Raw genomic sequence first — 12,422 nt, forward strand, 5'->3', positions numbered from 1 at the left:
CGGTCGATGCGCACCCGATCGCGCACCGCCGCCGAAAAGATCTCCGCTGTATGATTTTATGTCCGCTTTTGTGATGCGCCCGGCAAATACAATTCCAAAAAACTCGACATCCAGATTCCAGCGGCTTCGCTATTTTTTGGGTGACAGAAACAGGCGTCTACATGTTTTTACGAATGTAGCGGAAAATCGGATCGGTTCGATGGAAATCAAGATCTGCGGCGCAACGACGTTGCGTGAAATCGCGCTCCTGGAGAGCGAGGGCGCGCGCTATGCCGGTCTTTGGACCGGCATCGAAGGCCACCGCTACAACTTGGGCGATGCGCTGTTTCAGACGTTGGCTGAGCGGTGCCGACGCATCACACCCGTGGCCGTTTGCGTGCGAAAGCCCGTTGCACGACTGATTGAGCTTCTCAAACAAACGCCCGTGCGCCATGTGCAGCTTCATGGCTTCAATGCGCCCAAGGACATCGCCACCTTGAAGGACGCCGGGTTCACGGTGATCAAGACCCTTCATCTGACGGATGACGGGAAATGCCTCGAGGATCGCTGGATCGATGCCTATGCCAAGGCGGGCGCAGATGTGTTCCTGGCGGACCGGTTCCAGGATTCGTCGATGATCGGCAGCACGGGAAAAGCCCTTCCCGACACCATCGTAGACACGTGGCTCGCCCGTCTGCCTGGACATCGCATCTGGCTCGCCGGTGGCCTCAACGCGGAGCGCGTCGCGACGCTCAGCGAAAAAGCCCTCGTCGAGACCGCCGATATAGACAGCGCCGCGCGTCAAAACGGCAAGATCTCGCGCCGCCAGACCCGCTTGTTGATGACAGCGTGTCAGCCTGCCGACTTGTACAAGCAAACGGCGTAGCGCCCATGACCCTGGCGCTCCAAGCACGCGATGCCCGGACACATCGATTGTGTCCGCTGATCATGGCCGGCGATCCGGATCTTGCAACGACCCGGGATCTTCTGGCGGCCTGCGTCGAGCTGCGCATCGCGATGGTCGAACTGTGCCTCCCGTTTCCGAACGCCTTCACGGACGGCGCCACATTGCGCCGGGCGCATGCCCGCGGCCTTGCCGCCGGCCTGGATTTGCCGGCCGTGTTCGATCTCATTCGCGACTTCAGCGCAAGCATCGACATCGTCCTGTTGGCCGATTGCTCGCACACGCTCCTGCCGGCCGGCTTCACGGCGGTTTGCGAGCGGGCCCGCGCGGCCGGCGCGGCGGCCATCCTTCCACACGGTCTGCCGCCTCGGCTTGCACCGGATTTTCATTCAGCCGCCGCCGGGACGATACCGATCGTGGGCACGCTTTACGTGAATTCGCCCGAACCGGTCGTGCACAAGGTCTTGGATCGAAGTTCCGCATTTGTCTACCTGGTCGCAGCCTACGGACGATCGGGCGGTCAAACCATGCCGGCAGCCGATCTCGCCGCGCGGATCGCGAACCTCAAGCAGCGCACGCAGCTGCCGATTGCCCTCGGTTTCGGCCTCAAGACACCGGCGAATGTCGCCGAGGCCTTCAAGCTTGGCTGCGATATCGCCATCGTCGGCAGCGCCATATCGGCGGCCGTGGAAACAGGGATCGAGACCGGCGCCCAAGTCGCGCCCGCGCGCGCATTGCTCGAGGCGCTCAACGCGGAGGCGGTACGATGACGGCACTGGATCGGCGACAGGATCCGCGAAACCAGGTGTTGGATCGGATCGTCCTGGGGGTGTCGTCAACGGCCGAATTGATCGTTGACCGGGATCACCCCTTCTTTTTCGATCACCCACTCGACCACGTACCCGGCCTGCTGCTTCTTGAAGGTGCCGTTCAACTCGCCCAGGAGCATGCCGAGCAGCCGTCTTTCGTCAGCGCCGTCAACGCGCGGTTTGAGAAATTCGCGTTGTTCGATCGTGAAATCACTCTGACCGCCCGCCCGCGCGCCGGTTCAGGTCGCAAGCGGATCGACGTGGCCTTGACGCAAGGCGATATCACGCGCGCGCATGTGAGCGTGGATCTCTTCCCCTTCGAAAACGATGTCCCCTTCCCCGGCCATCGGGATCTTTCGCAAGCGATCCCCGCCTGCCGGGGCGAGTTCCTCAACAAGGTCAATGCCGACAATGTCCTGATCGGCGAACCGAAAATCGACGCGGGTGAGATCACGGCCGAGATCCTGCCGAGTTCGGGCGCCTGCCTCCTGGCCGACAGCCTGTGCATGGTGCACCCGCTGTTTTTGCTGGAGTGCTTCATGCAGGTCCAGCGCTACCTGAATGCGAAGGATCCGGCGCCCGGGCGGATACGCGATATCTTGACCGGGGTGCATATCGCGCAGGAACGGCCGGTTCGCGACATCTCCGCGCCGATGCAGGTGATCGGTCGCTCGCAGTTCGCGCCGACACCCGGCGGGCGCGCCACGCGCACCGCCGCACTCACCGTGGCCGGCATTCCCTTCGCGGAATGCTGCCTGATCACCGCACGCACCGGGATGCTGCGTAAATCCGCCTGACAGGACGAGGATAACGATCGTGGAGCCTGTACATATCATCGGCGCCGGAATTGCAGGCCTTGGCACGGCCCATTATCTCGCGCGGAACGGAATACCGTCCGTCATCCACGAGGCGAGCGACGAGATCGGCGGACGGGCCGGCTGTTATCGCCGCAACGGCCATGTCTTCGAGGTCGGCGGCAAGAACTACTCGACGGGATGGAAGCGCTTCACGTCGCTCCTGTCGGAGTTCGGTCTTGAAGATTCCGAACCCCAGCACCCGGGATTTCATATCGTGTTGCGGGACAGGCTGGTCGCGTTGGAAAAGAGCAAGACCCTTTCGGGCGACCTGCGTTTGGCGGCCAGTCTCGGGCTCAAATCTGCGGTGCAGCTGCGCAACTTCCTGGCGCGTGCCCGGGCGAACGCCGATCGTTTGAACTACACCTCGGGCCTCATCGAGGACATCGAACGACAATGGGACCATGCAACCATCGATCACCATTTCACGCGTACGCTGAGTGACGGCCCATTGCGCCTGTTTTCGATCATCATGGGGGCCGCTGAACCCGACGAGCTCTATCCCTCGTTGCTCATGCTGTTCGCGTCGGGGTTCGGCAAAGGCGAGCATCGCGCCATTCGCGGTGGTGTCGGCCGTCTTCATTGCGCACTCGCCGAAGGCAAATCCATCCGCTTCGGGGAACGCGTCGAAAGCATCGCCGTGGAAAACGGCCGCGTGGTGGGCCTCGACCTGACGTCGCGTTCGGGTGGCTGCAGCCGGGTGGCGACGACGCGAGTGGTGTCCTGTGTCCCGCTGCATGTTCTCAAACGGATCTTGCGGCTTCCCGCATACGCCCGGGTCGCGGCCGACGCGGTGCGCTATCACCCCCTCGTCATGATCAACGCCGTCTACGATCGCGACGTGTTTCGCGACAACATCCACTCGATCATGTTCGAGCCGGGGTCGCCGCTGGGTCATTGTTCGGCGAACCGGTTGCATCAACCCTACCATGTGCGCTTCACGCTCTCCGGCAGGGCGGCGCGGGAGGTGCTCGACGCGGACGACGAGACCTTGCTCGACATCGCGGAACGTGAGTTCTCGCGTCGTCTTCCCATTCAGGCCAACCGCGTCTTCAGCCGTGTGACGCGCCACGACGGCGGCATTTGCGGGTACGCGCCCCACTTCACGCGGGTGAAACGTGACCTCCTGCGCGGCGTCGAGACCATTTCGGGGCTGGAGATCGCCGGCGATTACCTCGAAGGCCATACAATGGAAGGATGCCTTGCCTCCGCCGACCTTGCGGTCCAGCGGCTCCTTGCAAAGGCCGAAACGGTTCGCGAGGCCGCCTGATGGCCGACGATCCTGCCACGCTGCGCGGTTCGCTGATCCTTGCGGCCGGCGCGATGACGGTCATGAGCGGCGCCGCGATCGCGCCTGCGCTCGGGCGCATGCACGCCGATCTTTCGATGGGAACCGGCGAGGGTGTGGATCGTCTCGTCCTCATCCTGCCGGCCATCGTCATCTTGTTCCTGGGTCCGGCGATCGGCCATCTGGCATCGCGTGTCCCACCACGGATCTTTCTCTGCGCAAGCCTTGTCGTACTGGCCGTTGTCGGTGCGATCGGCGGCCTCGCGTCCGGCTACACCTGGCTGTTCCTCACGCGCACGATCCTCGGCCTGGCAACGGCGGCCGTGTTATGCGCGGCCACCGCGGCCATCCTGCGCTTCTATGACGGGCCGGCGCGCGGGCGGATGATGTCGGCGCAAACCGCCTGCAACACCGTGTCAGGTGTGGTTTTCATCGTCTGCGGAGGACTGCTCGCGACGGTCGACTGGCGCCTCGCGTTCCTCGTCTACCTGTTCGCCCTGCCCGTCGCCGCGCTTGCCTGGCGTGAGGAATGGGGGGCCACGACCGGGCGCACGATCGACGCACGCCCGGCGAGCGGCATCGGACACGATCTCCCCCTCCTGGCGCTGGTCGTGCTGGCCATGGGGGGCTTCTATCTTCTTCCGACACAGGTTCCATTTCTCCATGACCGGATCGACGGTCCGGCGCAAGCGGCCCTCGTCATCGGTGCGGGAACGCTCGCAAGCGCCCCGTTCGCCATGCTGTCCCCGAGAGCAGCGCAGCGGATCGGACGCCTGCCCACAAGCCTTGCAGGCATCGCGGTTATGGCAATGGGAAACCTCATGATGGTCCTTGCGACGGGGCCGCTCATCGCGACCGTGGCGGCCGTCCTCATCGGAGGTGGATTCGGATTGATCCTGCCGCTCGCCATCCTGATGGTGATGGAACGCGCCGAACCGGGTGGGCGCGAGGCGAAGTCCGGTTGGGTCGCATCCGCGCTCTACTGCGGCCAGGTCTTCGCGGTTGCCTTCGCGACGCTCCTGCACGGTTTCGGAGCGGTTACTCCCTTCGCCGTCTTCGCCTTTGCCCTTAGCTGCGGCCTGTTGGCGGTCGGCGTTGGCGCCATGACGAGCATCGCGACCTGGCGCCGGGCCAGTCACAAAAACGAATGAGGTCGAGGGGGCCGTGTCCGTGCCACCTCGACGCGATCACACCGGACGCAGTGAAGGCCCGGAAAATGCGCGCGGCGGCTCTTGTCAGCGCGGGCCGGCGGCATCCGCCACCGGATGATCCAAGGCAATCGCGTCCATAAAGGCGCGCGCCATGCGTTCGGGGCTCTGCGGGCCCGACAACAATGCGGTCCCGACGAGGATCCCGTCGAACCCGCAATGCCGGGCGCGCGCAGCGTCCCCCGGGAAAAGAAACCCGCTCGCGCTGACCAGGAGGCCCGCATGAAGGGCACGCGCCTTTGGATAAAGGGCAAGACTGTGCGCAACGCCCCCATCATCGGTTTCGCGCACCCGAATGTTCCGGTTGTTGATGGCGAGGATCGCGCCGGCGGGAAGGTCGAGGCCGTCGAGCTCAGCAGCGGTCGCCGCCTCCACGAAGGGCGTCAGGCCAAGTTCAAGAGCCCGCTCCGCCAGACGCATCACGTCTTTCGTTCGCAGCAAGGCGCAGGTCAGGAGCACGGCGGACGCGCCGGCGTCAAGGCTGTCCTTCAAATGGCGGTTGGATACGATGAAGTCCTTGCGAAGGACGGGCAATCCCGTTTCCGCCAGGTCGGCGATCATGTCGATCGATCCGGCGTGCCACGTGCCGGTCGTGACGGACAGACACGCCGCGCCGGCTCTGGCATAGGCCTGGGCGATCTCGGCGATCGACATGGCGCCCAACAGCGCGCCGACCTTCGGCGAGGATGGCTTCACCTCCGCGATCAAGGGGGCGTTGGCGCCGGCGAGCGCCGTCCGGAAGTCCACCATCACGCGACCCGTCGCCGGGAGCGCTCGCTCGCGCGGGCCTGCGCATCCGCGAGTTTTCGGGCGGCGGCACCGGTGCGAATGGCCTCGCGCGTCCGCGCGATGCCCTCCCCCAGATCGGCCGCGTGACCGCTCATGCATAGAACGGCCGCGGCATTGAGCGCGACGGTTTCCGTCGCTTGCGCGCCCCCCTCGTTGTTCAGGATTGCCTTGAGCTCCCGTGCGTTGTGCTCGACGTCTCCCCCGGCGAGCGCATCGAGGCGCCCGCGGCGAAGACCGAGATCCTCCGGATCGACGATGGAGGGGGCCGCGTCGTCCGGCCAGGCGACGCGCATCGGGCCAATCGAAACGAATTCGTCGATGCCGCACTCAGCCCGCACCGTGAGCACGGACCGGCCGAACTCCGCCGAGACGGTTCGAATGATGTCGAACAACACCGGTGTTGCAGCGCCGACCACGGCGCCGCGCGTCCGATAGGGGCAGATGAGCGGACCGAGCGCATTCACGAACCGACCGATCATCTTGAACTCAAGCGGCATGGACGCCACGGCGAGCCGTCGGCAGATCGGCGCGTAGCCGGTCGCCGGCGCAAAGCCGATGCCCACTGTCTCCAGGCAATCCGCCAAAGCCTCATCCGACTGCGCCTTGGCAAGGCCCAGGACTTTGAGCACATCGAAGGAGCCGGCTCGGCTGGAAAACGCGGGAGATCCGGACTTGAGAACCTTCGCCCCGGCTGCCGCCGCCACGAAAGCGGCCGTTGTCGAGATATTGAAGGTCGCGGGTCCGCCGCCGGTCCCGACAATGTTCACGGCTTCGTCCGACGCGGGGAGATCGATCGGCGGATACGTCTCCTCGACATACCGCACGAAGCCGACGACCCGTTCATGGGTGAACGGTGTCGCCGACAGCGCGGCAAGCACCGCGACCGTCTCCGGTTTTGGACGCGCCCCGGCGTCGGTGGCCCTCCAGTACTCGACCATGCTATCGATGTCAGGCGTTTCGCCCGCCACGATCGCAGCAGCGGTCGCGTCGTGGGACATGTCACCTCTCCCGGCGTTGTGCGCTTGCGCCCTCAGCTCTTCGCGGAGAGCAGGGATCCGATAGAGTTCAGCGACTTGTACAGATCGACATCCAGTTCCTCGGGGGCGATCGCAACGCTCAGTTCGTCCTCGAGAAATGCGACCAGCCTCAGGACGCCCAGGCTGTCGATGATCCCGCTTTCGATGAGATCAAGGTCTTCCGGCAGATCCGCGGGGCTGATGTCGGGGGCGAATTCGTTGGTGATGAATTCCCGCACGACCGTCAATTGGCTCATCATATCCTCCATGATTTGTCTTCAGGCAGTGGAAGCGGCGGCCGAATTCGGCGATGCCGCGATGGTCTTCCGACAGATCTTTCCGTTGGAATTCTTCGGAAGCGGATCGGACGTCAGACAGAACGATTTGGGGATCGCGTAGGCGGGAAGGGTTTGCATCGCGTGCATGCGCAATCCAAGGCTCTTCACCTCGGGGTCGTCGCTGCTCACCACGGCCGCCAACTGATCGTTTTCGCCGAGGAAAACCGCGGTCTCGCGCACGCCCGGATGGCGCATGAGACATGCCTCGATCTCGGCAAGATCGACACGATAGCCGTTGACCTTTCGCACGCTGTCGATCCGTCCAAGGATATAGACGAGACCATCGGCATCCATGCGCACACGGTCCCCGGTCCGGTAGTAGGTCTTGCCCTCGAATTGTCCACTGACGCGCCTGGTCAGCTCGGGGTCCGCATACCCGATCATCATGGTAGGACACCGAACCCAAAGCTCTCCTTCCTCGCCCGGTTCGACGCGCCGCGCGTCGGGGGTCATCACCAGATGGTCCGTGTAGGGCAAGGGGCGGCCGAGCGGCAGCGGATCGGGCACGTGATCCCTGGGCACATCGTAGAAGAACGTGTCGTTCGTCTCGGTGCAACCGTAGATATTCGTCAGGCGGGCGTTCGGGAAGGCGCGGGCGATCCCGGCCAGACGCGCCGCCGACATCGGTTCGCCGGCAAACAGCACGCAACGCACGCTCGGAAACACCCGTCCACCGGCGGCATCGACGATCATGCCGAGCGCGGACGGTGTCGCGTGAAGGACCGTCACGCCATGGTCGGCGATCATCGCAGACAGCCGTGCGCCACTGCGCGCCGCCGCGGAGTCCGCGAGAACCAGCGACGCGCCCCGCGACAGGCCGACGAAGATATCCAGGAAGGAAAGGTCGAACGCCAGCGGAGAATGGCTGAGCAGGACGTCACCGGAACACACGCCGAACTCCGCGGCGACCCATTCGCAAAACGTGCCGATCGCATCCGCGCCGATGCGAACCTGTTTCGGAACCCCGGTCGAGCCGGACGTATGCAGGACGGCGGCACAGCCGGCCGGCATCGCACATCCGTTGACGCCGGCCTCCAGGTCTTCCGCTTCCCCGAGATCCAGAAGAGGGGTTCCTGTTTCCGCGGCCCAGCCCTGTAGCTTTTCGCGGGTCGATGCGTCGACGATGACGGCGCTGGGCCTCAAACCGGCGAGAATATCGATCCAGCGGCCTTTCGGATGGGTCGGATCGAGGGGGGCATAGGCGCGGCCGGCCGCGAGCACGCCAAGCACGGCGGCGATCGTCGCGGGGTGCTTTTGCGCACACACCGCCACCGCGCCAGTGCCAAGGGGCTCGAGATGCCCTGTGATACGCAGAGCCGCGCGTCGGATGCCGTCGAATGAAACGGTCTCGGTTGAATCCGAAATCGTTCCGGCGGCCCCCCCGGCGAGATCGGCCAACAGCCTGTCGGCAAGATCCTGTGGCGCGAGGGCGTGCGGCGACATGACACGATCGAGCATGACGTGGTCCCTCACAGTCCAAGCATTGCGGCGATGCGGTTGCGCTGAATGTCGGATGTCCCGGAGTAGATGAGACCGCCGACCGCGTTTCGCAGCCCGGCCTCGATGCCGGTTTCCGCCATGTAGCCGGCCCCACCGAAGAGGGTGATCGCGTCGAGCGAGTTGGCGACATTGGCCTCGGAAATCGCGAGCTTCGCGGTTGCGATGTCCAGGGAGGCACGCCCTCCCCCGCTCAGCGCGCCGAGCGCGCGCGTCAGCCAGATGCGGGCCGTTTCGACCCGCAGATGCATGTTGGCGATCTTATGGGAAACGGCCTGATAGCTTCCGATCGCGCTGCCGAACTGCTGTCGTGTCTTGGCGTGCTCGATACACCGCTGAAGTTGCGTCTGCATCTCGCCGACCTGGAGCGCGAAGACACATACGATTTCCCACTTCATCACGTAGTCGAGAATGGAAAAGCCCTGTCCGTCGCGCCCAATGCGGTCGGCACCGGCGACGGGGACATCATCGAAATGCATGTCCGCCATCGGCGCGGTTCTCAACCCGTGTTTCTTGCGCGGCTTGCCGATCGTGACTTGGGGGGCCGCGCAATCGACCAGGAGCGCACTGAAGCCGCCAAGGGCCCCCTTGCTCGGGTTCGTGATGGCGTAAACGACACAAACATCGGCGATCGGCGCATTGGAAATGTAGCATTTCTCGCCGCGTACCAGATACCCGTCCGGCACAACCTTCGCCGCTGTCTTCATGGCGAAGGCATCGGATCCGCTGTCCGGCTCCGTGATCGCATGGGCGCCGATCCGCGTGCCGGCGGCCAGGTCCGGCAGAAGCCGCTCCTGCATGTCCCGGCTCGCGAATTTTTCGATCGGAATGCACGTGCTGCAAAGATGGCTTGCGAGCGTGAAGCCGAGACCGCTATCGGGGCAAAGTCTGCCGAAACGCATCAGCACTTCGGCGAGTTCGGTTGCGCTCAGGCCAAGCCCCCCGAACTCCTCAGGCACGGTGAGCGCCGTCAGCCCGGCATCGCAAAGCGCCTGCCACCGGGCCGGGTCGAAGCGGCCCGCCTGATCATCCGTGATCCAATTGCCGTTCAACTCGTCGCGCCAACGCTCGAGACCGTCGCACAAGTCGGCGACGAGCTCCGAGCGATGGGGACGCGGCGCGCGCGGAGGCTGGACAAGTGTCATGGTGATCCGTGCTCCCGTGCCTGAAAGAGGAGGCTGCAATTGATCCCGCCAAACCCGAGCGAATTGCTCATGGCGAAGTGCCCATGTATCGGCGCCGGGCCGTCCGGACCCGGCATGGGAAACCCCGTGTCCTCCGGTGTCACGGTTGTGTTCATCGCCGGGGCGGAGCGCGTGCGAAGGGCGAGAACGGTGATCAATGCCTCGATCGCCCCGGCGCTGCCGAGAAGATGCCCGGTGGCCCCCTTGGTGGAACTGATCAGCGGGCGTTTGCCCTGCGCGGGAAAAATCCGGTCGAGCGCCTCGGTCTCCGCCTTGTCATTCACGGGCGTTCCGGTTCCGTGACAATTGACGTACCCCACCGCGTCGGGCTCGACCGCCGCGCGTTGCAGCGCCTGCCGCATGGCCTGGGACAAACCGTCCGGACTTGGATGCGTGATGTGATGGGCATCGATGCTGAGACCCACGTCCACCAAATAGGCGAGCGGCTCAACGCCCCGCTCCCGCGCATGCGCTTCATCCTCCAGGACCAGCATCGCGGCCCCATCCCCGATGACCATGCCGCGCCGTCCCTTGTCGAAGGGGCGACAACTCTCGCGATCCATCGCCCGAAGGGCGTTGAAGCCGGCATAGTCGGCAGCGCGCATGCGATCCGACCCGCCGACAAGCATGATCGGCGCGTCGCCGCTTCGGATCCGCGAAAAGGCATAGGATATCGCGAGCGAGGAACTCGCACAGGCGCAGGAGAAATTCGCGAACGGTCCGTTGAGGCCGAATGTCCGCGCCATGATGGCCGCCGTGGAAGCGGGCACCGCCGCCTCCAGGTAGGATGCGCTGCGCCCGGTCTCGGATCCGCCGTCATCCGCCAGCGTGTCGAGGAACTTGTCCATCATGCCGCCGCTGGTCGTGGCAAGCGCGATCCCGCATTGATCCGCCTTCGGGCCCAGGATCTGCGCGTTTTCGAGCGCTTCGGCTCCGGCACGCAGACCATGTGCGGCACATTCCAGATCCGCATCGGACAGGCGGGCGATGTCGTAGACTTCCAGATATTGCGCCAGGGCCTCGCGAACCGTGTCGGGATGTGTCGCATAGGCCTTTTGCGCGCGAAACGCGTGGGTGTCGAAATGGGCCGGCCGATCCGGCAGACCCCCGCCGCCCATCAACCAGGCGGTGAACGCGGGAAGACCAATGGCGTCGCGAACGACGACACCCAGTCCGGTTACGGCTACGGCGGGTTTTATCGGTGCCTCCATCGTTCAATTCAGTCTTATTCCGGCGGCAATTCCGCCGGTTGCCGGATCGCAGGCGCCGATCATCCAATGCTGCGGGATCGTCGCGCCATCCAGAGGCCGGTCACGCGTCAGAAGTTGCGCCAGTTCGACCAATCCGCTTGCCCCGATGCACTCGCCGGCATCGAGACGCGCGGCGGGCGTGACGTGATCGCAGAACTCCTCGGAGGTGTGACTGACGGCAAAGCCGAAGGACTCAACGTCGCGCCCGAACACGCGTCTCTCCAGACCGGCACCTCGACCGCGCGCCCGATTGAGCGCAGCCGACCCGGTGACATCGGCAAGGCCCCTTGCCCCACGCGCCGTCGCGACATCGGCGCGCTCCAGAAGCACGCAGACCATCGCCTCCCGCACCGGTCCCCCGGACCAGGACGCGCGACGGATGTGGTCGTCGATGGGCGACCCGAAGTCCTCGAAACCGGTGACGATGACGCGGTCGCACCGGCTGTCGTTGAGCCAATCGAGGCCGCATTGGAGTGCTTCCATCCCGGCCGCCCTGGAACTCACCAAAGTCGTGCAAGGGCCTTTGAAGCCAAACTCGATCGCGCAGGCGGATACCGGGTAGTTGTGCGTTGCCTGGGCGAAACGCACCGCGTCGATCCCCTTGGGCCCATGTCTGGCAAGCCGGCGATGCATATCGAACACGATCGAGCAGCCGTATCGCGAGCCTGACACCAATCCGGTGCCGGCTCCCGCGGCCATATCCCGCGACAAGCCCCCCCGCGCCAGAACCTCAGTCACGAGCCGAGACAACCGAAACGACACGATCGTATGACGGCGGCGTTCCCTTGCATCATGTGCCTCGAACGCGCTTCGATCCAATCGGAACAAAGAAAAATGGCCAGGGGACGCGTCCGACGACTGCAGATCGGGCGGGAGGCTGGTCCCATCTGCAAAGTCCATTGCAATTGCGGAAATCACGATGGAAGGTTTCATCAGGACCAATCCCCTGGCAAGTTCATTCAGACTCGCGACCGGCGCTCAAAGAATTTCATTGATCCGACATCCGAAAATCGGACGAAGAGATGGAGCTCAAGCCCCTTTTCATCACATATTCGGCTTGACTTTTTACTTCCGCCAAAGCGATGAAAGCGTTTATTCGGATTTTCTTACTTTTTCTGAGGCAATTGTATAATAAGAAAGCTGATTTAAATTTGATTTTTTGTAAAATAATGTTCTCAGTGCGATCAAATATGAGACATACCCGACGTGCAAAATCACGTGATGCAGTTGCGTTCCACGCGTGAACACAGTCGCCGTCACATCGGGTCATTCGCCGGCATCAAACAGAAAAGCGCCCCTCACAGGG

12 protein-coding genes are annotated in these 12,422 nt (G+C 64.1%); 5 read left to right on the plus strand and 7 right to left on the minus strand.

Going from position 1 to position 12,422, the window contains the following annotated elements:
- Positions 1–199 precede the first annotated feature (199 nt).
- The 5 genes from ABL312_RS06935 to ABL312_RS06955 are packed head-to-tail and all read left to right on the plus strand — an operon-like array spanning position 200 to position 4,985.
- Positions 200–865: a hypothetical protein gene (locus ABL312_RS06935; protein ID WP_349360655.1), complete on the plus strand. Its 666-nt coding sequence runs from the start codon at positions 200–202 to the stop codon at positions 863–865.
- Positions 866–870: 5 nt separating this feature from the next.
- A complete protein-coding gene (gene trpA, locus ABL312_RS06940) occupies positions 871–1,653 on the plus strand; it encodes a tryptophan synthase subunit alpha (RefSeq protein ID WP_349360656.1) in 783 nt (260 codons plus the stop codon).
- Positions 1,650–2,489, plus strand: a complete 840-nt coding sequence (locus ABL312_RS06945; protein ID WP_349360657.1) for an AfsA-related hotdog domain-containing protein — start codon at positions 1,650–1,652, stop codon at positions 2,487–2,489. Before trpA ends, ABL312_RS06945 begins: the two co-directional genes overlap by 4 nt.
- 19 nt (positions 2,490–2,508) lie before the next feature.
- Positions 2,509–3,816: an NAD(P)/FAD-dependent oxidoreductase gene (locus tag ABL312_RS06950; RefSeq protein ID WP_349360658.1), complete on the plus strand. Its 1,308-nt coding sequence runs from the start codon at positions 2,509–2,511 to the stop codon at positions 3,814–3,816.
- Complete coding sequence (locus ABL312_RS06955) at positions 3,816–4,985, plus strand: MFS transporter (RefSeq protein WP_349360659.1); 1,170 nt, start codon at positions 3,816–3,818, stop codon at positions 4,983–4,985. The genes ABL312_RS06950 and ABL312_RS06955 overlap by 1 nt, the downstream gene beginning before the upstream one ends.
- Positions 4,986–5,069: 84 nt before the next feature.
- Here the strand turns inward: ABL312_RS06955 and ABL312_RS06960 are convergent, their stop codons facing one another.
- The 7 genes from ABL312_RS06960 to ABL312_RS06990 are packed head-to-tail and all read right to left on the minus strand — an operon-like array spanning position 5,070 to position 12,049.
- Positions 5,070–5,750 (minus strand): hypothetical protein, encoded by a 681-nt coding sequence (locus tag ABL312_RS06960; protein ID WP_349360660.1) that lies wholly within the window; start codon positions 5,748–5,750, stop codon positions 5,070–5,072.
- 41 nt (positions 5,751–5,791) lie between these two features.
- Positions 5,792–6,829: an anthranilate phosphoribosyltransferase gene (gene trpD / locus ABL312_RS06965; RefSeq protein ID WP_349360661.1), complete on the minus strand. Its 1,038-nt coding sequence runs from the start codon at positions 6,827–6,829 to the stop codon at positions 5,792–5,794.
- A 32-nt stretch (positions 6,830–6,861) separates the two neighbouring features.
- Complete coding sequence (locus ABL312_RS06970) at positions 6,862–7,116, minus strand: acyl carrier protein (RefSeq protein ID WP_349360662.1); 255 nt, start codon at positions 7,114–7,116, stop codon at positions 6,862–6,864.
- Between the two features lie 9 nt (positions 7,117–7,125).
- Positions 7,126–8,643 carry an AMP-binding protein gene (locus tag ABL312_RS06975; protein ID WP_349360663.1) on the minus strand — a complete coding sequence of 506 codons (1,518 nt, stop codon included), beginning with the start codon at positions 8,641–8,643 and terminating at the stop codon, positions 7,126–7,128.
- An 11-nt stretch (positions 8,644–8,654) separates the two neighbouring features.
- Positions 8,655–9,827: an acyl-CoA dehydrogenase family protein gene (locus ABL312_RS06980; protein ID WP_349360664.1), complete on the minus strand. Its 1,173-nt coding sequence runs from the start codon at positions 9,825–9,827 to the stop codon at positions 8,655–8,657.
- Positions 9,824–11,077, minus strand: coding sequence for a beta-ketoacyl-[acyl-carrier-protein] synthase family protein (locus ABL312_RS06985; RefSeq protein WP_349360665.1), 1,254 nt, complete (start codon positions 11,075–11,077; stop codon positions 9,824–9,826). The genes ABL312_RS06980 and ABL312_RS06985 overlap by 4 nt, the downstream gene beginning before the upstream one ends.
- A gap of 3 nt (positions 11,078–11,080) precedes the next feature.
- Complete coding sequence (locus ABL312_RS06990; RefSeq protein ID WP_349360666.1) at positions 11,081–12,049, minus strand: beta-ketoacyl synthase N-terminal-like domain-containing protein; 969 nt, start codon at positions 12,047–12,049, stop codon at positions 11,081–11,083.
- Positions 12,050–12,422 lie beyond the last annotated feature (373 nt).

This window comes from Stappia sp. (assembly GCF_040110915.1).
In the GTDB taxonomy this organism is placed as follows: domain Bacteria; phylum Pseudomonadota; class Alphaproteobacteria; order Rhizobiales; family Stappiaceae; genus Stappia.

What these genes read in the sequence shown, in the direction of transcription:
- ABL312_RS06945 (WP_349360657.1), top strand. Translation starts at nt 1,650, where the DNA reads ATGACGGCACTGGATCGGCGACAGGATCCGCGAAACCAGGTGTTGGAT.
- ABL312_RS06970 (WP_349360662.1), bottom strand. Translation starts at nt 7,116, where the DNA reads ATGGAGGATATGATGAGCCAATTGACGGTCGTGCGGGAATTCATCACC.
- trpA (WP_349360656.1), top strand. Translation starts at nt 871, where the DNA reads ATGACCCTGGCGCTCCAAGCACGCGATGCCCGGACACATCGATTGTGT.
- ABL312_RS06990 (WP_349360666.1), bottom strand. Translation starts at nt 12,049, where the DNA reads ATGAAACCTTCCATCGTGATTTCCGCAATTGCAATGGACTTTGCAGAT.
- ABL312_RS06980 (WP_349360664.1), bottom strand. Translation starts at nt 9,827, where the DNA reads ATGACACTTGTCCAGCCTCCGCGCGCGCCGCGTCCCCATCGCTCGGAG.
- ABL312_RS06985 (WP_349360665.1), bottom strand. Translation starts at nt 11,077, where the DNA reads ATGGAGGCACCGATAAAACCCGCCGTAGCCGTAACCGGACTGGGTGTC.
- ABL312_RS06975 (WP_349360663.1), bottom strand. Translation starts at nt 8,643, where the DNA reads ATGCTCGATCGTGTCATGTCGCCGCACGCCCTCGCGCCACAGGATCTT.
- ABL312_RS06955 (WP_349360659.1), top strand. Translation starts at nt 3,816, where the DNA reads ATGGCCGACGATCCTGCCACGCTGCGCGGTTCGCTGATCCTTGCGGCC.
- trpD (WP_349360661.1), bottom strand. Translation starts at nt 6,829, where the DNA reads ATGTCCCACGACGCGACCGCTGCTGCGATCGTGGCGGGCGAAACGCCT.
- ABL312_RS06935 (WP_349360655.1), top strand. Translation starts at nt 200, where the DNA reads ATGGAAATCAAGATCTGCGGCGCAACGACGTTGCGTGAAATCGCGCTC.